General features: G+C 68.7%; 21 protein-coding genes. 10 read left to right on the forward strand and 11 right to left on the reverse strand.

Annotation, left to right across the window (positions count from 1 at the left end; translation table 11 throughout):
- Positions 1-49 precede the first annotated feature (49 nt).
- Complete coding sequence (locus tag MOQ72_RS11050; RefSeq protein ID WP_242182697.1) at positions 50-1084, forward strand: amidohydrolase family protein; 1035 nt, start codon at positions 50-52, stop codon at positions 1082-1084.
- A 19-nt stretch (positions 1085-1103) separates the two neighbouring features.
- On the opposite strand, the gene MOQ72_RS11055 is transcribed toward MOQ72_RS11050, so the two are convergent.
- The gene (locus MOQ72_RS11055) at positions 1104-1334 is read right to left on the reverse strand and encodes a DUF397 domain-containing protein (RefSeq protein ID WP_242182698.1); all 231 of its coding nucleotides are present in this window, start codon (positions 1332-1334) and stop codon (positions 1104-1106) included.
- A gap of 139 nt (positions 1335-1473) precedes the next feature.
- Between MOQ72_RS11055 and MOQ72_RS11060 the strand changes: the two genes are divergently transcribed.
- Positions 1474-2487 carry an adenosine deaminase gene (locus tag MOQ72_RS11060; RefSeq protein ID WP_242182700.1) on the forward strand — a complete coding sequence of 338 codons (1014 nt, stop codon included), beginning with the start codon at positions 1474-1476 and terminating at the stop codon, positions 2485-2487.
- A 6-nt stretch (positions 2488-2493) separates the two neighbouring features.
- Here the strand turns inward: MOQ72_RS11060 and MOQ72_RS11065 are convergent, their stop codons facing one another.
- The 7 genes from MOQ72_RS11065 to MOQ72_RS11095 all read right to left on the reverse strand — a co-directional run bounded on the left by MOQ72_RS11065 (position 2494) and on the right by MOQ72_RS11095 (position 8020).
- The gene (locus tag MOQ72_RS11065) at positions 2494-3246 is read right to left on the reverse strand and encodes an SDR family oxidoreductase (RefSeq protein ID WP_242182702.1); all 753 of its coding nucleotides are present in this window, start codon (positions 3244-3246) and stop codon (positions 2494-2496) included.
- Positions 3247-3314: 68 nt separating this feature from the next.
- Positions 3315-3455, reverse strand: coding sequence for a hypothetical protein (locus MOQ72_RS11070; RefSeq protein ID WP_242182704.1), 141 nt, complete (start codon positions 3453-3455; stop codon positions 3315-3317).
- 120 nt (positions 3456-3575) lie between these two features.
- Positions 3576-4526 (reverse strand): PDR/VanB family oxidoreductase, encoded by a 951-nt coding sequence (locus MOQ72_RS11075; protein WP_242182706.1) that lies wholly within the window; start codon positions 4524-4526, stop codon positions 3576-3578.
- Between the two features lie 99 nt (positions 4527-4625).
- Positions 4626-4853 (reverse strand): hypothetical protein, encoded by a 228-nt coding sequence (locus MOQ72_RS11080; RefSeq protein WP_242182708.1) that lies wholly within the window; start codon positions 4851-4853, stop codon positions 4626-4628.
- On the reverse strand, positions 4850-5896 hold the full coding sequence (locus MOQ72_RS11085) for a Rieske 2Fe-2S domain-containing protein (protein WP_242182710.1): 1047 nt from the start codon (positions 5894-5896) through the stop codon (positions 4850-4852). Before MOQ72_RS11085 ends, MOQ72_RS11080 begins: the two co-directional genes overlap by 4 nt.
- Positions 5897-6154: 258 nt before the next feature.
- A complete protein-coding gene (locus MOQ72_RS11090) occupies positions 6155-6922 on the reverse strand; it encodes an IclR family transcriptional regulator (RefSeq protein ID WP_242182712.1) in 768 nt (255 codons plus the stop codon).
- Between the two features lie 237 nt (positions 6923-7159).
- Complete coding sequence (locus MOQ72_RS11095; RefSeq protein ID WP_242182714.1) at positions 7160-8020, reverse strand: PaaX family transcriptional regulator; 861 nt, start codon at positions 8018-8020, stop codon at positions 7160-7162.
- A gap of 104 nt (positions 8021-8124) precedes the next feature.
- Between MOQ72_RS11095 and MOQ72_RS11100 the strand changes: the two genes are divergently transcribed.
- From MOQ72_RS11100 to MOQ72_RS11115, 4 genes are all read left to right on the forward strand, one after another.
- A complete protein-coding gene (locus tag MOQ72_RS11100; RefSeq protein WP_242182716.1) occupies positions 8125-9036 on the forward strand; it encodes an SDR family NAD(P)-dependent oxidoreductase in 912 nt (303 codons plus the stop codon).
- Between the two features lie 35 nt (positions 9037-9071).
- Positions 9072-9950 carry an amidohydrolase family protein gene (locus MOQ72_RS11105; RefSeq protein WP_242182718.1) on the forward strand — a complete coding sequence of 293 codons (879 nt, stop codon included), beginning with the start codon at positions 9072-9074 and terminating at the stop codon, positions 9948-9950.
- Positions 9951-10123: 173 nt separating this feature from the next.
- A complete protein-coding gene (locus tag MOQ72_RS11110; protein WP_242182720.1) occupies positions 10124-10582 on the forward strand; it encodes a MaoC family dehydratase in 459 nt (152 codons plus the stop codon).
- Positions 10583-10682: 100 nt separating this feature from the next.
- The gene (locus MOQ72_RS11115) at positions 10683-12206 is read left to right on the forward strand and encodes an acyl-CoA synthetase (RefSeq protein WP_242182722.1); all 1524 of its coding nucleotides are present in this window, start codon (positions 10683-10685) and stop codon (positions 12204-12206) included.
- A gap of 14 nt (positions 12207-12220) precedes the next feature.
- Here the strand turns inward: MOQ72_RS11115 and MOQ72_RS11120 are convergent, their stop codons facing one another.
- The gene (locus MOQ72_RS11120) at positions 12221-13192 is read right to left on the reverse strand and encodes an Acg family FMN-binding oxidoreductase (RefSeq protein WP_242182724.1); all 972 of its coding nucleotides are present in this window, start codon (positions 13190-13192) and stop codon (positions 12221-12223) included.
- Positions 13193-13461: 269 nt separating this feature from the next.
- Between MOQ72_RS11120 and MOQ72_RS11125 the strand changes: the two genes are divergently transcribed.
- From MOQ72_RS11125 to MOQ72_RS11140, 4 genes are all read left to right on the forward strand, one after another.
- Positions 13462-13656, forward strand: coding sequence for an SHOCT domain-containing protein (locus MOQ72_RS11125; protein ID WP_242182765.1), 195 nt, complete (start codon positions 13462-13464; stop codon positions 13654-13656).
- 219 nt (positions 13657-13875) lie between these two features.
- Positions 13876-15006 carry a lysylphosphatidylglycerol synthase transmembrane domain-containing protein gene (locus tag MOQ72_RS11130; RefSeq protein WP_242182726.1) on the forward strand — a complete coding sequence of 377 codons (1131 nt, stop codon included), beginning with the start codon at positions 13876-13878 and terminating at the stop codon, positions 15004-15006.
- Positions 15007-15161: 155 nt separating this feature from the next.
- Positions 15162-15428, forward strand: coding sequence for a DUF3040 domain-containing protein (locus MOQ72_RS11135; protein WP_242182728.1), 267 nt, complete (start codon positions 15162-15164; stop codon positions 15426-15428).
- 169 nt (positions 15429-15597) lie between these two features.
- Entirely contained in the window at positions 15598-15882 is a 285-nt protein-coding gene (locus MOQ72_RS11140; protein WP_242182730.1) for a DUF1540 domain-containing protein, read from the forward strand.
- 7 nt (positions 15883-15889) lie between these two features.
- Here MOQ72_RS11140 and MOQ72_RS11145 read toward each other — a convergent pair whose 3' ends face one another.
- Both MOQ72_RS11145 and otsB read right to left on the reverse strand, forming a co-directional pair.
- Complete coding sequence (locus MOQ72_RS11145; RefSeq protein ID WP_242182732.1) at positions 15890-18301, reverse strand: glycoside hydrolase family 65 protein; 2412 nt, start codon at positions 18299-18301, stop codon at positions 15890-15892.
- Positions 18298-19863: a trehalose-phosphatase gene (gene otsB, locus MOQ72_RS11150; protein WP_242182734.1), complete on the reverse strand. Its 1566-nt coding sequence runs from the start codon at positions 19861-19863 to the stop codon at positions 18298-18300. Before otsB ends, MOQ72_RS11145 begins: the two co-directional genes overlap by 4 nt.
- Between the last annotated feature and the right edge of the window lie 61 nt (positions 19864-19924).

A 19924-nucleotide genomic window follows, 5' to 3' on the forward strand; every position in this document is an offset into this window, starting at 1 on the left:
AAGGGGGTTTCTGGAAGAACCATCGCGTCGATGGCTCAGGAGGAACACGATGGCCATGGAAATCGACCGGGACACCGGTGCTCGCGTGCGCAAGATCGCCCTTGAGGAGCACTTCGGGCACGCGGCCGCAGTGCCGCACGACGCCGCCGGAGGGATCGACTTCGACGCCTTCGAAGGCTCGGAGGGGGTGCCCACCGACTTGATGGCCCGCATCTGGCCATCCTTGCAGGACATCGGGGAATCACGGCTCAACCAGATGGACCTGGGCGGCGTGGAGTTCGCGATCCTCTCCCTGACGCAACCCGGCGTGCAGGGGATCAGAAAGCGCGCGCAGGCCGTGAGCGTGGCGCGTGAGATCAACGACTTCCTGGCCGACACGATCGTGCGGAAGCCGAACCGGTTCGGCGGCTTCGCCAGCGTCGCGCTGCAAGACCCGGAACACGCGGCCGAGGAGTTGGACAGGTGCGTCAACCGGCTCGGCTTCAAAGGGGTGATGGTCAACGGATTCACCAACATCAGCGACGAAATCGCTTACCTGGACGAGCCGATGTTCACCCCGTTCTGGGATGCCGTTGCCGCGCTTGACGTTCCGGTGTACCTGCATCCGCGGCCACCCCACGAACGCCGGGCGTACCACGGACATCCCGAGATGGTCGGCGCGGTGTGGGGCTTCGGCGCGGAGACCGCTTTGCACGCGTTGCGATTGGTGTTCAGCGGCCTGTTCGACCGCTACCCGACTGCGACGGTCGTGCTCGGACACCTGGGGGAGATGCTGCCGTACGCGGCTTGGCGCATCCAGCACATCTACGAGAACCTGTACGAGCGACAGGGCACGAAGTTTTTCCAACGCCGGATCCAGGACTACCTGGCCGAGAACTTCTACCTGACGACGAGCGGCAATTTCAGCGACACGGCGCTGTCGTGCGCACGCCAAGTGGTGGGCACGGATCGCATCCTGTTCTCGATCGACTATCCCTACGAGGCGACGGCGCCCGCGGTGGAGTGGATCGAGAAGACACCGCTGACCGACACCGAGCGCCGGAAGATAGCCCACGACAACGCCGTTCGCCTGTTCAAGCTGTGACGGACACCCCGTGCCGTGTTCAGGCTGCGGGCCGAGCGGTGCGCGGTAAGTCGAACTCGCCATCGCGCACCCCGGAGACGAAGGCGTCCCACTCAGCGCGTGGCACGCCGATGATCGGCCCGTTCCCGCGGTCCTTGGAATCCCGGATGCGGACCGCTCCGTCGGCGAATTGGATCTCGACGCAGTTCTGCGATGGGCTGCTGTAGGAGCTCTTGAACCAGCCGGATGCAGTCGGGGAAGCGCTGTTCATGATGTCTCCATCTCCTTGCGAATCTGATGGATCATCTCAAGCGAGTCGTCGAGATCCAGCGCGCGGTCCACGGGCGCTGGTGTGGTGGTGGACGGCGTGGCCCGTCGATCTTGGGGTTGGATAGGGGGAGGATGGGCCTGTGACCGGGATCGAGGAATTCATCGCTGGTGTTCCGAAGTGCGAGCTGCACCTGCACATCGAGGGCACCTTGGAACCCGAGTTGAAGTTCGAGCTCGCCGCTCGCAACGGACTCACGCTGCCCTACGCGGACGCCGCCGCGATGCGCGCCGCTTACGAGTTCCACGACCTGCCTTCTTTCCTGCGGGTGTACTACGAGGGCATGGCCGTGCTGCTGACCGAGCAGGACTTCTACGACCTGGCCTGGGCTTACCTGTCGAAGGCGCAGGCGCAGCACGTGCGGTACGCGGAGCTGTTCTTCGATCCGCAGGCGCACACCTCGCGCGGCGTCTCCTTCGACACGGTGATCCGCGGGCTGCGCCGTGCCGTGCTGGACGCGCGTCGGCTGCTCGACGTGCGGGCCCAGCTGATCATGTGCTTCCTGCGGGACTTCTCCGCCGAGTACGCGATGGCGACGCTGCTGGAATCCTTGCCGTACAAGGAATGGATCGTCGGAGTCGGGTTGGATTCCGACGAGCACGGTAACCCGCCGGTGAAGTTCGCCGCGGTCTTCGAACGGGCCCGTGCCGAGGGCTACCTCCTGACCATGCACTGCGACGTGGACCAGGAGAACTCGACCGAGCACATCCGCCAGTGCCTTGAGGTGATCGACGTGGACCGGATCGACCACGGCGTCAACTCCCTGGACGATCCGGCGTTGCACACCGAGATCGCGCGGCGCGGGCTCGGCCTGACGGTGTGCCCGATCTCCAACGGCTACGTGCGCGGCGACCTCGGCCACGAAGCGATCCGACGAATGCTCGACCTGGGCATGCGGGTGACCGTGAACTCCGACGACCCGGCGTACTTCAACGGCTACGTCACGGAGAACCTGCTCGCGCTGAGCGAGGCGATCACCATCTCGCCGCAGGACGTGCTTCAGTTGGAGCGCAACGCGTTCGAGGTCGCCTGGTTGCCGAACTCGCTCAAGGACGCGTACCTCGCCGAATTGGCGGCTTACGAACAAGCCCGGTGATCGGACTCACCAAACGGTGTAACCGCCGTCGACGACGAGGTCCGTGCCGGTGCAGAAGCTGGCCGCGTCCGAGGCGAGGAAGACGACAGCCGGGGCGATCTCGCGCGGTTGCGCGACGCGTCCCATCGGGGTGCTGTCCAGCCACGTCCGGCGCCATTCTTCGTTGCCCATCCCGAGCTGGGTCATTTCGGTGCCGACGTAACCGGGGGAGATGGAGTTCACCCGAACCCCGCGCGCGGACCACTCACCGGCCAGCGACTTGGTCAGGTGGATGACGCCCGCTTTCGCCGCGTTGTAAGCGGACTGGGGTTGCGGGCGGTTGGCGATGTGGCCGCTCATGCTGCCGGTGTTGATGATGCTGCCCGAACCCTGCTGGAGCATCTGCCTGCCCGCCGCGCGGCAGCAGTAGAACACGCCGTCCAGGTTCACCGCGAGCACCCGGCGCCAGTCCTCGTCGCTGAGATCCTCGCTGGGGTGGTTGTGCGCGATTCCGGCGTTGTTGACGGCGATGTCGAGTGTTCCGGCGGTGGCCGCGACCTGCCCGAACGCGGCGTCGACACTCGCCGAGTCGGTGACGTCGGCGGCGACGAACTCCACCCCGAGTCGCTGTGCGGTGGCCGCGCCGACGTCGGGGTTGATGTCGCAGATGAACACCCTGGCGTGGGCGTCGCGCAGGGCGGTCGCGATGGCCTCGCCGATGCCCCGCGCACCGCCGGTGACTACCGCGGTCTTGCCTTCGAGGGTGAAGAGGTCGCTCATGTTCTCCCCTGGTCGGTGGTTGGCTCCGGGACCGGCACGCCGCCGCCGTCCCGTTGAATTCTCGGCTGTCAGCGGTGTTCGCGCTCGAACCGGGGTTCCAGGCTCGCACAGGCGTCGAGGAATTCGCCGTGACGGCGGGTGCCTTCGGCATGTCGGGCCGAGTCCGGGGAGAACTGGGTCGGCGCCGACTCGTCGCCCTGGACTGCCACCCGACCGCTGCGGCGGGATGGGGTCGTGGGGGGGGGGGGGGGGGGGGGGGGGGGGGGGGGGGGGGGGGCCCCGCGCGGGGGGGGGGGGGGTTTCCCCCCCCCCCCCCACCACCGGCGGGTTCAGAGGTCCAGGACCAGGCGGTTGGAGCAGGACCGGGAGACGCAGATCATCATCGTGTCGCCCGCTTCCTGCTCCTCGGGGGTGAGGATGGAGTCCCGGTGGTCCGGGGTGCCGGAGAGGACCGTGGTCTCGCAGGTGCCGCAGGTGCCTTCCTGGCAGGACGACAGGACGGCGACACCGGAGTCCTCGATGACCTCCAGGATCGAGCGGTCCGCGGGGACGGTGAGGATCCGGCCGGTTTGCGCGAGCTCGATTTCGAACGATTCGTTGACCCCCTCCACGGGCTTGGGGGCGAACCGCTCGACGTGCAGCGTTCCGGCGGGCCATCGGGTGCAGTGCTCCTCGACGGCCGCCAGCAGCGGTTCGGGACCGCAGCAGTAGATCGCCGTGTCGCCGTCCTCGTCGGGCTCGGCGAGGAGGGCGGGCAGGTCCAGCAAGCCCAGTTCGTCCTGCGGGCGGATTTCGACCCGATCCGGGTGCTCGGCTTCGAGCTGGTCGCGGAAGGCCATCGACGCGCGGGTCCGGCCGCCGTACACCAATCGCCATTCGTCACCGGCGGTGGCCGCCTCGGCGATCATCGGGATCAGCGGCGTGATCCCGATGCCGCCAGCGATGAACAGGTAGCGCTTGGCCTTCTCGAACTGGAAGTGGTTGCGGGGACCGCGGACCCGCACCCGGCTCCCTTCGGCGAGCTGGTCGTGCACGTACTGGGAGCCGCCCCGGCCAGCCTCCTCGCGCAGCACGGCGACCTGCAGCGTCGAGCGGTCAGCGGGATCGCCGCACAGCGAGTACTGCCGCACCAGGTCGGTGTCGAAGAGGAGGTCCAGGTGGGCGCCCGGCGTCCAGGTGGGCAACGGCTGGCCCTCGGGGTGGCGGAAGGTCAACCGCACGACGCCGTCCGCGATGGTCTCCTTGCGGGCCAGCAGCAGGTCGAGTTCGGACTCGGTCATCGCATGTTCCGTTTCGTCTCGGATGCGGTCGTGAGTGCGCAAGCGGTCTGGAGCCCACTCACGCACTCACGACCACAGGACGCCTTCGAGGACGGGCGCTCAGGCGGTGGCGCCGACCGGTTCTCGGACCCTTGGTGGCGTCGGATCGGCGGGTTGGTGGCCGTCGGGGTGCGACAGCAGCCATTCCCACAGCTCCACCGGGTCCTCGAACTCGCGTTCGGCGGAGCAGTGGCACACCGCGCGCAGTCGGTCGGTGCCGAGGATCCAGTGGATCCGGTAGACGCGGTCGCCGGTCAGCATCGGCCGGGCGGCGGGGATGTCGCTCATGACGCCACGGTTTCCCCGGCGACCATGCGCTTGAGCATGCGGCGCGCCGCCAGGCCACCGGTGTCGATGTTGATGGACAGCTCCTGGTAGCCCTCCGGCTCGGTGGCGATCACCTGCTCCAGCACGTCGAGCGCGGTGACGTCCTGGAGCACGACGGTGCGGTTGTTCTCCGCCAGGAAGCCCGAGACCTCCTGGTCGTCGAGCGCGAAATCGCGTGCCACCGCCCAGAAATCGTGCGTGCTGTGCTCGGTCTCCGGGGTGATCGCGTAGACCACCTCGACGTGGAAGGCGTCCGGGTCGCTGCCGTCGGGATTGGGGGCGCTGCCGACCGGGGCGATCCGGCTGTGCAGCTTGTACAGGCACGGCGGGGTGTACTCGATGTCCTGCCAGCGTGCGATCCGCCCGGTCAGGCCGGTGGACTTGGCGTAGAAGGGCGGGCACTCGGCGTCGTCCATGTGTCGGCTGACGTAGACGATCCCGGCGTCGTCGTCGACTTCGGTGGTGATCGGGGTGGCGGCGACCTCCGGGGTGCCGATGTAGCCGCCGTGCAAGTACGTCTCGTGCGAGAGGTCGAGCAGGTTGTCCACGAGCAGGCTGTAGCGCGCCGCGAGCGGTTCCATGCCGCTGACCGTCGTGTAGGCGGGGGAGTCGAGGTACGGCGCGCGCGGGATGGTGGTCGCGTCGGCCCGGTCGGCGTCGCCGATCCAGACCCAGACGAACGAGTCCTGCTCGACGACCGGGTACGGCTTCAGCCGCGCGGTGCGGGGGATCCGGGTCTGGCCGGGGACGGCCACGCAGCCGCCGTCGGCGCCGTAGGTGAAGCCGTGGTACCCGCAGATGACCTGGTCGTCGACCAGCCGGGTCGGCGCTTGGGACAGCGGGAACCGGCGGTGCACGCAGCGGTCGGACATCGCGGTGACCTGGCCGCTCTTGGTGCGCCAGAAAAGGATCGACTCGCCGCAGATGGTGCGGGAGAACAGCTCTTGGCCGATCTCGCGGCCATAAGCTGCGACGTACCACTGGTTGCGTGGAATGGTGGTCATCATTGACTCCGTGGCGGTGTTCGGGTGGCGGCGGATGTCCACGGCCGTCGTCGGGCGAAGCAGCCAGACTTCCTGGTAGTGCTGGACATCGTGTGGCTGCGACCGGCGTGCGACCAACGAGCTTTCCAAAAGATGGAAGAACTCGCGGTGCCCGCTACCAACCGGTCTCCGGGCCTGCCGTCGAAGCGGTCGCGGTCGGAATCGCCCGCCGTGAGCTGTCTGGGCGATTTCGCGCGAAACCGGTGCACATCTGCACGGTCAGGACGGGCCAGCCAGGGCTCGGGAGATCGCGCGGGAGCTGGTCAGCAACAGCGGGACCAGCGAGTGCGGGGTGGCGCTGCCGTGGCGCACCACCAGGGAGACCGCGGCGATCACCTGGCCGTGCTGGTCGTGCACCGGCGCGGCGACGGACAGCGCGTCCGAGGTGACCTGGCGGTCGCTGATGGAGAAACCGTTGTTGCGGATGTCGGCGAGCATCCGGCGGAGGGCCTGCGGGTCGGTGACGGTGCATTCGGTGAAGCGCTGGACGGGACCGCTGAGCACGTCGTCCTGCACCTCGGTCGGGGCGTGCGCGAGCAGCACGAGCCCCACGCCGGTGGCGGTGAGGGCGAATCGGCCGCCGACGCGGGTGAGCACGGGAACCGCACCGGAGCCCGCGATTCGTTCGATGTAGACGACTTCGGTGCCCTCGCGCACGGCCAGTTGCACGTTCTCGCGGGTGACCTGCGAGAGGTCCTCCAGGAACGGCAGAGCCCGTTCCCGCAACCCCTGGCTGCGCGGCGCCAACGCCCCGAGCTCCCACAGGCGAAGCCCGATCCGGTAGTAGCCGTCCTCGCCGCGCTCCAGTCCACCCCAGGCGACCAGTTCCCCGAGCATCCGGTGCACGGTCGAAAGGGGCAGTCCGGAGTGCCGCGCGAGCCCGCTCAACGTCATAGCGGGACGCTGCACGGTGAAGGCGTCCAGTAGTTGGAGCGCACGCCCCAGAACAGGCCCCGTGCGCCCAGGTGCCCGCCCGGCCCGGCTCATGACGGCCACCGAACCGCTAGCCGAGTGCGGACCAGTCTCGTGCAGGTTTTCGAAGTCACGGATCGACCTTTGCCAACAGGCCAGTCGTTCGCAACCGTAACGAGTGTTCCAGGCGGATCGCGGGCCTCCGGCGACCGGACTGATCGACCCGATGCGGCTCGCATCGTTCAGCTGATTCTGAACGAAATGTACTAGCGGGCGCAGCGAGCCATGTTGGCGCCGAGGACGCCTGGTGGCTCACTCGGGTGCTCGGGCGTTCGCGGGGACGTTGATCTCGTCGATCACCTCCGCCGCTATGCGGGCCGCTTTGGGGCGGTAGCGGCGTTCCAGTCTGCGGAACAGTCGCTCGGCTCCGATCGCTGGCCAGTCGGCCGCCAGGTGTTCCGCCGGGAGGTGGGGGTCCTGGCGCACCAACTGGAGCCAGTCGGTGTGCAGGATGAGTTGGCGCGCCAGGTCGTCCGGGGCTGACGGGAGCGGCCGGGAAGTGTCCCAGCGGTCCCGGAAGGCGCGGTACCGCGCGGCGATGGCGTCCGTGTCGAAGGCGCGGCGGACCAGGTCGGCGGATTCGGTCGGTTTCGCCTGTTGGGCGGTGAACACCGTGACGTTCTCGGCCAGCCCGAGTTCATCGATGATCGAGGCGGCGTCCTTGATTCCCGGCGCGATCCACAGGCCGTTCTGCAGCATGCCGAAGCCCGCCCAGATCAGCTGGGAACGCAGGTCGTGTCGATCGCTTCGCCTGCTGTCCGGCAGCGAGAAGCTGACCAGGGTCCAGTTGCCGTCCCAGTCCCGGTTGACCGCGCCGGTGTCCTGGATCCGCCGCTCGCCGTCCCGCAGCACGCCGGTGGCGTGCGCGGTCAGTCCGAAGTAGACACGGCGGCCCCTGCGCTGCCGGGTCAGCAGGCCTCGATTGGCCATCCGGGCGAGCGTCGAGCGGACCGCTTCCTCGGACACCCCAACCCGATCGAAGACGTCGATGATGCTGCCGGAGTAGACCGCCGTACCCCGGCCCAGCACGTAGATGCCCAGGAAGCTGAGCATGAGCGATTGCGGTCGGGCCGAGTAGGTCAGCACGTCGTCATCGGTGGGTCTGCCGGTCACGGCAGCAAGCGTAGCCCTCCTGAAGTTGGGCACAATATTGACGACAGTCACAAGAACGCCGTATGTTTGCCGGGCGTCGGCTCGCTGCGGGAAGGGACGATTTCATGGATCTAGCCGGGAAAGTCGCGGTCGTCACCGGCAGTGGCCGCGGGCTCGGGCGGGCGTACGCGGAAGCCCTCGCGGCCTCCGGCGCGGCTGTCGTCGTCAACGACGTGGATGCCGAAGCGGCCGAGCAGGTCGTCAAGGCGATCACCGCCGCTGGCGGGCGGGCGGTGCAGGTGGTCGCCCCGGTCGGCAGCGCCGAGGTCGCGGACCGCCTGGTGTCCACCGCCGTGGCGGAGTTCGGGCGCCTCGACGTGCTGGTGACCAACGCGGGCATCCTGCGGGACCGGGTGCTGTGGAAGATGTCGGACGAGGAATTCGACGCGGTGCTCGACGTGCACCTGCGCGGGACGTTCACCTGCGCCCGCGCGGCGGCCGCGCGGATGCGCGAGCAGGGCACCGGAGGTCGTTTGATCCTGATCTCCTCGCCCGCCGGGCAGCGCGGCAACTTCGGCCAGACCAACTACGCCGCCGCCAAGGCCGGGATCGTCGCGATGGCGCGCACCTGGGCGATGGAGCTCGCCAAGGCTGAAATCGCGGTGAACGCGGTGGTCCCGATCGCCGCGACCGAGATGACCAAGACCATCCCCGCGTTCGGGCCGATCATCGAGGAGGCCGAGCGCACCGGCCAGCCGTTCCCGGAGTGGCTGCGCAAGGACGAGGGGCTGGGAACCGTAGCGGATGTCGCGCCGCTGATCGTCTTCCTCGCCTCCGACGCGGCCAAGGGCGTGACGGGCCAGGCCATCGGGATCGGCGGGGACAAGCTCGCGCTGTGGTCGCATCCGCAGGAGAAGACCGCGGCCTACGCCGACGGCGGGTGGACCGCGGAGGCCATCGCCGCGTCGTGGCACAGCGGTGTCGGCGCCGAGCCGGAGACCTACGGCGTTCCCGCGCCGAAGATCCCGGAATCCTGAAGCAGCAGACCACGAGCTGGAAGACGGGCTTTGGCATGACGCACATCGATGTTGCTGAACTGGTCGCGATCGACGTCCACACGCATGCCGAGATCTCCAAGGACGGCCACGGGTCGTTGAGCCCCGAGCTGTTCGGCGCTTCGGAGAAGTACTTCAAGGCGCAGGGCCACCGGCAGCCGACGATCCCGGAAATGGCCGACTACTACCGCGAGCGGCGGATGGCGGCGGTGGTGTTCACAGTGGACGCCGAACACGCCACCGGGCATCCGCGCATCGCCAACGAAGAGGTCGCCGAGAGCTGCGCCGAGCACTCCGACGTGCTCATCCCGTTCGCCAGCATCGACCCGTGGAAGGGCAGGGCAGGGGTGCGCGAAGCGCGTCGGCTGGTCGCCGAACACGGTGTCCGCGGGTTCAAGTTCCACCCGAGCATCCAAGGCTTCTCGCCGAACGACCCGATGGCCTACCCGCTGTACGAGGTGATCGAGGAGCTTGGTGGGATCGCGCTGTTCCACACCGGGCAGACCGGCATCGGCGCCGGTGTGCCAGGCGGTGGCGGGATCCGGCTGAAGCACTCCAACCCGATGCTGGTCGACGACGTCGCAGTGGATTTCCCAGAGCTGCGGATCATCCTGGCGCACCCGTCGTTCCCGTGGCAGGACGAGGCGCTGGCGGTGGCCAACCACAAGCCGCACGTGTACATCGACCTGTCCGGCTGGTCGCCGAAGTACTTCCCGCCGCAACTGGTGCGCTACGCCAATTCGCTGTTGCAGGACAAGGTGCTGTTCGGCTCCGACTACCCGGTCATCACCCCGGACCGCTGGCTCGCCGATTTCGAAAAGCTCGACATCAAGCCGGAAGTCCGCCCCAAGATCCTCAAGGACAACGCAGCGAAGCTACTCGCCCTCACCAGCTAGGAGCATGCCATGACATCCCCGGTGTCAACCTCAGTCCTCCCGAACCGCACCTCAGGGGACCGTGACGCGAACCAGCCACCAGAAACCCCGAAACGGGAGATTGGACTGGACGCAACCACCACTGCAAATCGCGGAGAGGCGGCACCGGAGGCGGAACTGGAGGCGGACCAGTCGTGACCACCACCGTGCACGGGTTGGACGAGATCAAGCAGCTCGCCGGTCGGGATCTCGGCGTCGGCAACTGGCTGGAGATCACCCAGGAACGGGTCAACACCTTCGCCGACGCGACCGACGACCACCAGTGGATCCACCTCGACGTCGACCGGGCCCGCAGCGGCCCGTTCGGCGGCACCATCGCCCACGGATACCTCACGTTGTCGCTGCTCATCCCGCTGTACACCGAACTGCTCGACATCCGGGGCGTGGGCATGAGCGTCAACTACGGCCTGGAGAAGGTGCGGTTCCCGAGTCCGGTGCCGGTCGGCGGCAAGATCCGACTGGCCGGGAAGGTCGCCTCGGTCGAGGAGGTCTCCGGCAACGGGGTGCAGATGGTCCTGGACTTCACCGTCGAGATCGACGGATCCGCCAAACCGGCCTGCGTCGCGCGAGCGGTCTACCGGCACTACGCGTGAAGCGTCCTGTTGTCGGTTGTGGTGGGAGAGACCGCGCGAGGAGGATCTGGCCGCGACGAGAGCACTGGACTGCCTTGGCGGACGAGGAGGGTACGGGCTGATGCGGAACAACGGCCTGGGCGGCTGGCCTGCTCGGCGAGCGCTCATGACACCGGGGCGCACCGCGTTCGTGTTCGGTGAAGAGTCGGTCACCTACGCCGATTTCGCCCGTCGAACCACCCTGCTGGCGTCCCAACTGCGCCGGGCGGGTGTCGAGCCGGGCGCCCGGATCGCTTATCTGGGCACGAATCATCCCGCGTTCGTCGAGACCACGTTCGCCACCCACATGATCGGCGGCATCTTCGTCCCGTTGAACTTCCGGCTGGCCGTGCCCGAGATCGAGTACATGCTCGCCGACTCGGGTGCCACCGTGCTCGTATACGCGCCGGAATGCGCCGCGGTGGTGCGCGCGCTCGGCGAACTCACCGAACTGCGCGAGGTCGTGGCGCTTGCGGAGCCCGCGCCTGGCGAGCAGGACTACGAACATTGGCTCACCGCTGGCGACGACGCACCGATCGACGTCGCGGTGCACCTCGATGACACCGCGCTCATCCTCTACACCTCGGGCACCACGGGGCGCCCGAAAGGCGCGATGCTGACCCACGGCAACCTCGTGTGGAACACCTACAACCTCCTCGTCGGCGTTGATCTGACCAGCGACGAAGTCACCCTGATCAGCGCCCCGCTGTTCCACGTCGCCGCGCTCAACCAGACGTTGCTGCCCACCTTCGTCAAAGGCGGCTGTTCGGTGCTGACGTCCACTTGGGACGTTGATGCCTGCTACGACCTGGTCGAGGAGTTCGGCATCACCTTGATGTTCGGCGTGACCACGATGTTCGCCGAATTCGCCCAGTCGCCGCGCTGGGCCGACGCGGACCTCTCCTCGCTGCGAACGGTGATGAGCGGGGGCGCGGCCATCCCCGAACCGCTCATCCGCACGTACCAGGAGCGCGGGCTGGTGTTCTGCCAGGGGTACGGGATGACCGAGACCTCGCCCGGCGCGACCTTCCTGGAAGCCGCGGAAAGCACCCGCAAGGTCGGATCAGCCGGGGTGCCGGTGTTCTTCGCCGACGTGCGGGTGGTGCGGCCGGACCTCACCGACGTCGACCCCGGCGAGCCGGGCGAGGTGCTCATCAAGGGGCCCAACGTCAGTCCGGGGTACTGGCGGAATCCGGCCGCCACGGCGGCGTCGGTCGCCGACGGCGGCTGGTTCCGATCCGGCGACATCGCGAAACTCGACGAGGAAGGCCACCTGCACATCGTCGACCGGGTCAAGGACATGTTCATCTCCGGCGGGGAGAACGTCTTTCCGGCCGAGGTGGAGAGCGCCATCTTCGCGCATCCAGCGGTCGCCGAAGTGGCCGTCATCGGGGTCCCGGACCAGCGCTGGGGCGAGGTGGGTCGGGCGTTCGTGGTGTGTCGGCCGGGCGCTGCGCTGACGCACGACGAGCTGTGCGAATTCCTCCGCGACAGGCTGGCGAAGTACAAGATCCCGGTGCACCTGGAGGTGGTCGACCGACTGCCGCGCACCGGTTCGGGCAAGGTCCTCAAGGCCCGCTTGCGCGAAGGCTGGTCGAAGAACTAGACGCGCTCGTTCCGTCACGGCGCGGGCCGTCGTGGGGTGGCCGGTACCGGTGATCCGTAGCCGATGCGCAGCACGGTTTGCGGCCACAGGCCGCCGCCGATGAGGGTGCGCAGTTCTTTGCGGGTCGCCGGAACCTCGACGGCTTGGGGCAGGAACGAGACCGCCAGTCCGACGGCGGTGGCGGTCAGCAGCACGCGTTGCATGGCCAGCCCGGCTTGCAGGTGTGCGTGCCGCGAATCCTGGAACGATCCGAGCACGCAGATCAGCGGCTCGGGTTCGAAGTCCTTGCCCGTCGTTCGGGGTGCCCCCTTGCCGTTGCTGAAGTCGCGCAGCACGTACTCGTCCTGCGGTTCCGGCAACGGCCCGCTGTTGCGGGCGGGCACTCCGTCGTAGACGTCCTGGTCGCGGCCGGTCCAGTGCTGCCACTCGGTGACGAAATCCGGGTCGGCGCGCTGCCTGTCGTGCGCCCGCCGCAGCAGCACGAGCAGTTTGGGCAGCTGCGTCCGGTCGAGGATGGCGAGCCAGCCCCGTTCGGCTTCGGCCGCGTGCCGCAACTGGGCCTGCACGTGTGCGGGAACCGCGAGCGGCAGGAACGGGCGGCGGTTGGTGCGGCGCTGCGGGATCGCGGCTGCCAACACGCGGTCGATCGGAGTGGCGGGGCGTCGACCGGAAGGCCGCACGGTCGCGAGCAGGTCGGGCTTGCCGTGATCGGGGAACATCCGCACGTCCGGGTACACCCCGGCCACCCGGATCGCCAGCCGCAGGTTCAGCAGGGCGGCTCCGCACGCGAGGGTGAGTTCCCGGTGCTCGGGGTCGGCGACCGGGACAGCGTGCGAGCGGTCCGCCTGCAACTCGATGACGCCAGCGGTGCAGGAGAACTGCCAGGGCTGGCTGTTGTGCAACGACGGCGCGGCGACGGCCGCGAGCAGAACCTGCCGGACCTGATCGGCCGTCAGGCTCCCGACGGGCATGATGGAGGTGTTCAACGCGCCCTCCTTCGTCGCCGGTGACTCCACGAACCAAGGCTGTCGGGCCGACGACCCGCGATATAGAGCCGATGGTCACCTGCCCCTGGCACGGCCATCCATAAAGGACAATTCGGTGACCATCTGCCCTGGTCGCGAATCTGGTGGGGCGCGACGGTTCGACTGGTGGTCGTGGTGCCGCACCGAGGCCGCCGGAAAAGAGGGACGCGATGCACCATTGGGGCGGTTACGGCTTTGGCGTCTGGGGACTGACGATGATGACGGTGAGCATGGTGCTGTTCTGGGCACTGGTCATCGCGGCGATCATCGCGTTGGTCCGCTACCTCCAGCGGACCGGACGGGTCGAGCGGGGCACCGTCTCCGCCGAGGAACTGCTGGCGGAACGCTTCGCTCGCGGCGAGATCGATGAAGAGGAATACCGCCGCAGGCTGGAGACGTTGTCGGAACGCAGACGTAGGACATGACTGACGGGTTGCCGCGGGTGCGATGCGTCACAGTGTGCTGGGCGCGGTCCCGGCGGTAGCTGGCTGGGGACGTTTGACCCTGACACGGCACCCGAGCCGCCACGCACCCTCGACGAGTTCGCAGCCGACGACGAGCGCGTTCGCCGGTGGGTGGTGGCTGGCCTCGACCGGCTGCGGGCGAGCTGACGGTCACCAGGCAGCGGCACCGGGGGAAGGACGATGCGAGGACGAGTGCGCACCATCGTGCAGTGGGTGGTGGTGCTGGGCGGCGCGGGCGTCATGGTGTGGCAGTTGCCCGCGCTCGCTCGTGAGACCACCGACCTCGGTGCCGAACTCGCGCAACTCCGGTGGGGCTGGGTTGGCGCGGCGGTCCTGCTGGGCATCGGCGCGCTGGTGGCGTACGGCGAACTGCACCGGCGTTTGCTGGCCGCAGGCGGTGCGCGGCTGCCGGTGCGGACGATCCAAGCGATCAACTTCGCCCAGAACGCGTTGTCGACCACGCTGCCCGCGGTGGGCAACGCGGTCGGGTTCGTCTACGCGACCTACCAACTCCGCAAGCGCAAAGTCGACGTCGCGCTGGCCGCGTGGTCGCTGGTGCTGGCCGGGACAGTCGCGACTATCACGCTGATCGTGCTGGGCGTGCTCGGCTTGGGGTGGGCCGGGAAGGTGCCGGTGCTCGTCGCGGTGGGGCTCGCGGCAGGTGTCGTGCTCGGCTCGTGGGCGTGCTGGATCCTGGTGAACCGCCCATCGGTCCTGCACCGCGGCCTGCGTGGCCTGACATGGCTGACGCGGCGGCTTCCCGGCTTCTGCCGAACCTGCCGCCGAACCTGGGCGACCGACCCGGACGCCACCGCGCGCCGCATCTCGGAACGGATCCGGCTGCTGCGCCCCGACCGGGGCCAATGGGCGGCCATCACCGCGCTCGCCGCGCTGAGCTGGCTGCTGGACTACCTGAGCCTGACCACGAGCGTCACCGCGCTCGGATCCCCGGTGCCGTGGTCCACGCTGGTGGTGGGCTTCCTGGTGGTCCAGGGCAGCATCGCGTTGCAGGTCTTCCCTGGTGGGGCCGGTCTTGCCGAAGCCGGACTGCTCGGCGTGCTGACCGCCTCCGGGGTCCCGATCGCCCCAGCCCTGGCCAGCGTCCTGGTCTACCGGCTGATCAACTGGCTCGGCCTGGCGGCGCTGGGCTGGTTGGTCTACGCCGTGCAGATCCACCTCGCGCCAGTCCACGAGCACCAGCACGCACCGGAACTCGCCGCGACGGGGCCGGGAGCGGCGAAGCGTCCGGCAGGTCACCGGTGGCTCGGCCTGGCGGGCGGCAAGCGCAAGGCCGCGCCCGACAATCCCTAGTGGACAGTTCGGACCGGGTACCAGCCGATGGTCGACACGCGCACCTGGCCCCCGCCATGCCGATGGGGGCCGATGGGCTCTATTTGTCCGCGTCGCGCCTAGCAACGCTTGCCCCAACGGCTTTGTTGGCGCGTGGCTGACTTCGGGAGGTTCCAATGCTCCGACGCTACGAACGGCGCCTCCTGGAAGAGATCGAGCGGAGGCTCAGCGCCGAAGACCCGGATTTCGCGGAGAAGATGACCCACGTGCGCCCGCTGGTGCGATTCGTCGCGTGGCTGTCGATCCGCAAGGCGCTCGGGGTCGTGGCTGCTGTGCTCGCGGTGTTTTGCCTGCTCCTCGGCGCGGGGGCGGGCTTCCTCGTGGCATCGCTGCTCGCCGCGGTGCTGTTGGTGTTCGCGGATTGGAAGATCCAGGCCGAATGACGAAATCCGCGACCAGTAAGCCCGTGGCTGTCGTGGCGCAGGAGAACACTGTTACGCGTCTACCGGTATCAGAACCTCATTTGGTGACGGTTGCCGCTGCGGCCTGTCGCGCTCGCTGGTCGGCGGGACAGTAGAGGTCTGACGGCGACACGATTCTGGGGTGGTGGCGATGAAGATGCCGATGGTGAACAAGTGCACTGCCGTGGAGTGCTCCTACAACCGGGACCAGACCTGCCACGCGCTGGCCATCACCATCGGCGATCCGGCCCACGCGCAGTGCGACACCTTCTGCAGAGCCCCGATGTCCGGCGGCGACCCCAAGGCGGTCGGCCAGGTCGGCGCGTGCAAGATGTCCGACTGCCGGTACAACGTCGACCTGGAGTGCCAGGCACCCGGCATCACCGTGGGCCGCGAACAGGACATCGTGGACTGCCTGACGTACCAACCCGTCTGATTCCTGGTCACAGCACCACGCCCAGGCCCGAGTTGCGCGATTCCAGCGAGAACTGCGCGATTTCGCCTGGTCCGAGGTGGACGGTTCGGGGTCCGCAGGCGCAGGTCACGCCGAGGTGGGGACGCCCCGGTGCGGTCCGGACCGCGGCGGTGCGGCCGGTGACCTCGACGGTGATGGGCTGGCCCCGGTAGCGGATGGACAGCTCCAGCGGGCCGAGCTCGGCGGGCCACAGCGGATTCAACCGCAGCACTCCATCGCGGACCTCGATACCGGCGAAGCAGCGCTGCAACAGATCGACGCTGCCCGCCATCGCGGCGAGGTGGATGCCTTCGCTGGTGGTGCCGCGCTGGACGTCGTGGATGTCGCTGGCCAGCAGGCGGTCGAAGAACTCCAGCGCTTGGCGTCGGCGTGCGCGGGCGAGGACCCAGGCGTGCACGATGGCGCTGAGGGTGGATCCGTGGCTGGTGCGCTGGAGGTAGTACTCGATGTTGTCGTGGATGGTGGGCATCGGGTAGCCGAGCCTGCGGAGGACCTCTTCGAGTTCTTCGGCGGACAGCAGGTAGCACAGCATCAGCACGTCGGCTTGCTTGGACACCCGGTACCGGTTCGGGTCGTCGTCTTCGGCTTCGAGGATCCGGTCGAGGCGTTGGATGTCGCCGTAGCGCTGCCGGTAGGCGTCCCAGTCGAATTCGGCGAGCTGCTCGTAGCCCTCGAACTGGCTGATGATGCCGTCGCCGTGGAACGGCACGAACATCCGGTGCGCGATGCGCTTCCAGCGGTCGGTCTCTCGGTGGCCGATGCCCAGCTCGGTGCGGAGCTCGTCGCACCGGTCGTCGGGGAGTTCGCGCAGGATTTGCACCGCGGTGTGGCACAGCCAGGCAGTCATGACGTTGGTGTAGGCGTTGTTGTCGATTCCGGGCTGGTCCCGTCCGGGGTAAGCGGTGTGGTACTCGTCCGGGCCCACGATGCCGCGGATGACGTAGCGGTCGCGACCGCGGTCGTGGTCGGTCAGCGACGCGAAGAACCGGGCGATCTCCAGGATCAGCTCCGCGCCGAAGTCGCTGAGGAACTCGTCGTCCCCGGTGGCCTGGTGGTAGTGCCAGACGTTGTACGCGATGGCGATGCCGATGTGCCGCTGCAAGTGGGTGTGGTCGGGCAGCCACCGCCCGGAGCGGGGATTGAGGTGCAGCAGCTGGCTCTCCTCCCGACCGTTGCTGCCGCTTTGCCACGGGAACATCGCACCGGCGAAACCCGCATCGCGGGCAGCTTTCCGCGCTTGCCGGAGTCGGCGGTAGCGGTAGAGCAGCAGCGCTCGGGACAGCTGTGGCATGCGCAGGTTGAGGGTGGGCAGCACGAACAGCTCGTCCCAGAAGACGTGACCTCGGTACGCCTCGCCGTGCAGCCCGCGGGCCGGAATCCCGCCGTCGTTGTCGATGGTGTTCGGCGAAACCGTCTGCAACAGGTGGAAAAGATGCAGGCGAACCGCCTGCTGGGCGGCCTCGCTCATGGATAGTCCACAGTGGAACACCCGGTGCAGTCGGGCCCAGGCCAGCCGGTGGGACCGGCACAGGTCGTCGAATCCTGCGGCATCCCGCACCTGGTCGATGGCCTCGGTGACCGGTTCGGTGCTGGCGCGGTCCCGCGAGGTGTGCAGCGCGACGATCTTCTCCACCCGCACTTCGGCGTTCCGGTCGAGGTCGAGCGTGAGATCGTGCGCGATCATCTCCGCGCGCCGCAGAAGTGCTCGATCGGGGTCGCCGCCCGCGCACACCCGCACGCGCTGGGCCTCGGCCACCCGGATGTGCGACTGGGACGTTTCCGCGTGCAGCACCACGATGTTCGGGGAGACCTCGGCGCTGTGGTGGTCGACGAGGTGCTGGCCGTTCAGGTCGCGATAGCGGGCGACCCCGCTGTTGGACACCCGGCCGTCGATGCCGCAGCGCAGCGTCATCGTCCCCGACCAATCCTCCGCGACCAGCGTCGTCTCCAACCCGGCGAGGTGCGGCAGGGCCAGGTGCACGAACCTGCGCTGCACCACCCTGGTGGTCCGCGCCTGTCCGTCCCGGAAGCGCAGCCGACGCACCAGGATGCCGCGTTCGAGGTCCAGTTCCTGCTCGTGGCCGAGCACCTCGACCTGCGCCAGGTCGAACCACGGACCCCCGCCGATGCGGAAGGTGAGCAGCAGCCAGTTGGGCATGTTGACCAACGACTCGTCGACCACCTCGCGGTCGCGGACCGTCGTGCCGAGCCGGTTGTAGCAGCCAGCGACGTACGTGCCGGGGTAGTGGACGCCGTCGGCGCACGATTCCGGGGCCGCGCCGCGCGACGCGAAGTACCCGTTGCCCAACGTGCACAACGCTTCCCGACGGCCTTCGTCGGTCGGGTCGAAGCCGCGGAAGACCAGCCGCCACGGGTTCATCCGGACGTCACCAGGTATGGCATGCGGGCGAGCAGCGTGCGCAATGCGCGCGGACCGTCGACCGAGTAGTGGGCCCAGGTCAGGCGGTCGCCGTGTTCGGCGCTGCGCACCACGATGCCGATTCCGTCCTCGCGGATCTCGTGCAGGGCGTCCTCGTCGGTGTAATCGTCCCCGGCGAAGATCGGGGTGACATCGGCGTCGGTGTACCCCAACTGGGCCAGCAGCCAGCGCAGCGCCCGACCCTTGTCCCAGTCGATGTTCGGCAACAACTCCACCACGCGGCGGCCGTGCGTGGTGCGCAGGGTGGGCAGTGCGTCACCGATGCGGTGCACAGCGGCGATGACCTGGTCGACAGCATCCGGCCGGACGTTGCGGTAGTGCACCGCGAGCGCGAACCGCTTGCGATCGACCATCGCCCCGGCGACGGTTTCCAGTTCCGCCGACAGGAGCCGTTCGGCCTCGTCGAGATCGGGCAGCGCCGACTCGCCGTCCTGTTGCACGATCGGCTCGCCGACCGGCCCGGCCAGCTCGAATCCGTGGCTCCCCGCGTACCACAGGCCCGCCACCCGGACCCGGCGGCGCACGTCGTGCAGATCCCGGCCGCTGAGGATCGCCACCGGGCACTGCTGGGCGAGCGTCTGCAGGACCTGGCGGCTCTTGACGGGCATCGTGACCTTGGTCGGCTCGCTCTTGATCGGCGCGAGGGTGCCGTCGAAGTCCAGCAGCAGCACCACTCGGTGGTCCCGCAGGCGATCGGCGATCTCGTCCCAGTGGTCGAGGCCGTCGGGCACCTCGGACAGGTGGCGCTCCTCGGACGCCGCGACGGAAACGTCGGCCAGCGTGGACACGGCCACGTCGGCTCCGGCGTCCAGCAGTCGGCTCGGCGGGCCGCGTCGGACGACGCCGACGATGAGCGCGAAACCGCCAGCCTTGGCCGCGGCCACCCCGGCCGGGGCGTCGTCGACGACGACGCAAGCCGAGGACGGGACACCGAGCCGCCGGGCCGCTTCGAGCAGGATCGCGGGGTCGGGTTTGCCGGGCAGCCCGAGCTCTTCGGCGGTCACCCCGTCCACGCGAACGGCGAACAAGTCGGCGACCCCGGCCTGTTCGAGCACGAGCGCGCAGTTGCGGCTGGCCGATACGACGGCGGTGCGGACGCCGCGGCGGTGCAACGACTCGATCAGGGCGACCGCGTCGTCGAACGCCTCGGCCCCGTGCGCGGCCAGGGCCTCCCGGAAGTAGCGGTCCTTGAGCCTGCCCAGCCCGTGGCCGGTTTCCTGCCCCGGATCGTCGTCCGCGAGCCCCCTGGGCAGCACGATGCCGCGCGAGCGGAGGAAGTCGAGCACCCCGTTGACCCGCGGCTTGCCATCGACGTGGCGGGCGTAGTCGGACGTGGTGAACGGGCGGTGATCTTCGCCCGCTGCCGCTGGCCGGTCCGCCAGGTACCGGTCGAACAGCTGTTTCCAAGCGGCGGCGTGCACGGACGTGGTGTCGGTGAGCACCCCGTCCATGTCGAACAGCACCGCGCGGTGGCGGCGGGGATCGATGTTGGTGGCAGCCATGCTCACTCCAGCCCCGATTGCGACGTGCTCGTGGGATACCCGCCAGCTCCGCAAACCACTT

Source organism: Saccharopolyspora soli (genome assembly GCF_022678645.1).
Taxonomy (GTDB): Bacteria; Actinomycetota; Actinomycetes; order Mycobacteriales; family Pseudonocardiaceae; genus Saccharopolyspora; species Saccharopolyspora soli.

What these genes read in the sequence shown, in the direction of transcription:
- MOQ72_RS11090 (WP_242182712.1), bottom strand. Translation starts at nt 6,922, where the DNA reads ATGAGCCGGGCCGGGCGGGCACCTGGGCGCACGGGGCCTGTTCTGGGG.
- MOQ72_RS11105 (WP_242182718.1), top strand. Translation starts at nt 9,072, where the DNA reads ATGACGCACATCGATGTTGCTGAACTGGTCGCGATCGACGTCCACACG.
- MOQ72_RS11080 (WP_242182708.1), bottom strand. Translation starts at nt 4,853, where the DNA reads ATGAGCGACATCCCCGCCGCCCGGCCGATGCTGACCGGCGACCGCGTC.
- MOQ72_RS11085 (WP_242182710.1), bottom strand. Translation starts at nt 5,896, where the DNA reads ATGACCACCATTCCACGCAACCAGTGGTACGTCGCAGCTTATGGCCGC.
- MOQ72_RS11125 (WP_242182765.1), top strand. Translation starts at nt 13,462, where the DNA reads ATGGTGCTGTTCTGGGCACTGGTCATCGCGGCGATCATCGCGTTGGTC.
- MOQ72_RS11135 (WP_242182728.1), top strand. Translation starts at nt 15,162, where the DNA reads ATGCTCCGACGCTACGAACGGCGCCTCCTGGAAGAGATCGAGCGGAGG.
- MOQ72_RS11050 (WP_242182697.1), top strand. Translation starts at nt 50, where the DNA reads ATGGCCATGGAAATCGACCGGGACACCGGTGCTCGCGTGCGCAAGATC.
- otsB (WP_242182734.1), bottom strand. Translation starts at nt 19,863, where the DNA reads ATGGCTGCCACCAACATCGATCCCCGCCGCCACCGCGCGGTGCTGTTC.
- MOQ72_RS11075 (WP_242182706.1), bottom strand. Translation starts at nt 4,526, where the DNA reads ATGACCGAGTCCGAACTCGACCTGCTGCTGGCCCGCAAGGAGACCATC.
- MOQ72_RS11065 (WP_242182702.1), bottom strand. Translation starts at nt 3,246, where the DNA reads ATGAGCGACCTCTTCACCCTCGAAGGCAAGACCGCGGTAGTCACCGGC.
- MOQ72_RS11130 (WP_242182726.1), top strand. Translation starts at nt 13,876, where the DNA reads ATGCGAGGACGAGTGCGCACCATCGTGCAGTGGGTGGTGGTGCTGGGC.
- MOQ72_RS11055 (WP_242182698.1), bottom strand. Translation starts at nt 1,334, where the DNA reads ATGAACAGCGCTTCCCCGACTGCATCCGGCTGGTTCAAGAGCTCCTAC.
- MOQ72_RS11100 (WP_242182716.1), top strand. Translation starts at nt 8,125, where the DNA reads ATGGATCTAGCCGGGAAAGTCGCGGTCGTCACCGGCAGTGGCCGCGGG.
- MOQ72_RS11140 (WP_242182730.1), top strand. Translation starts at nt 15,598, where the DNA reads ATGAAGATGCCGATGGTGAACAAGTGCACTGCCGTGGAGTGCTCCTAC.
- MOQ72_RS11115 (WP_242182722.1), top strand. Translation starts at nt 10,683, where the DNA reads ATGCGGAACAACGGCCTGGGCGGCTGGCCTGCTCGGCGAGCGCTCATG.
- MOQ72_RS11145 (WP_242182732.1), bottom strand. Translation starts at nt 18,301, where the DNA reads ATGAACCCGTGGCGGCTGGTCTTCCGCGGCTTCGACCCGACCGACGAA.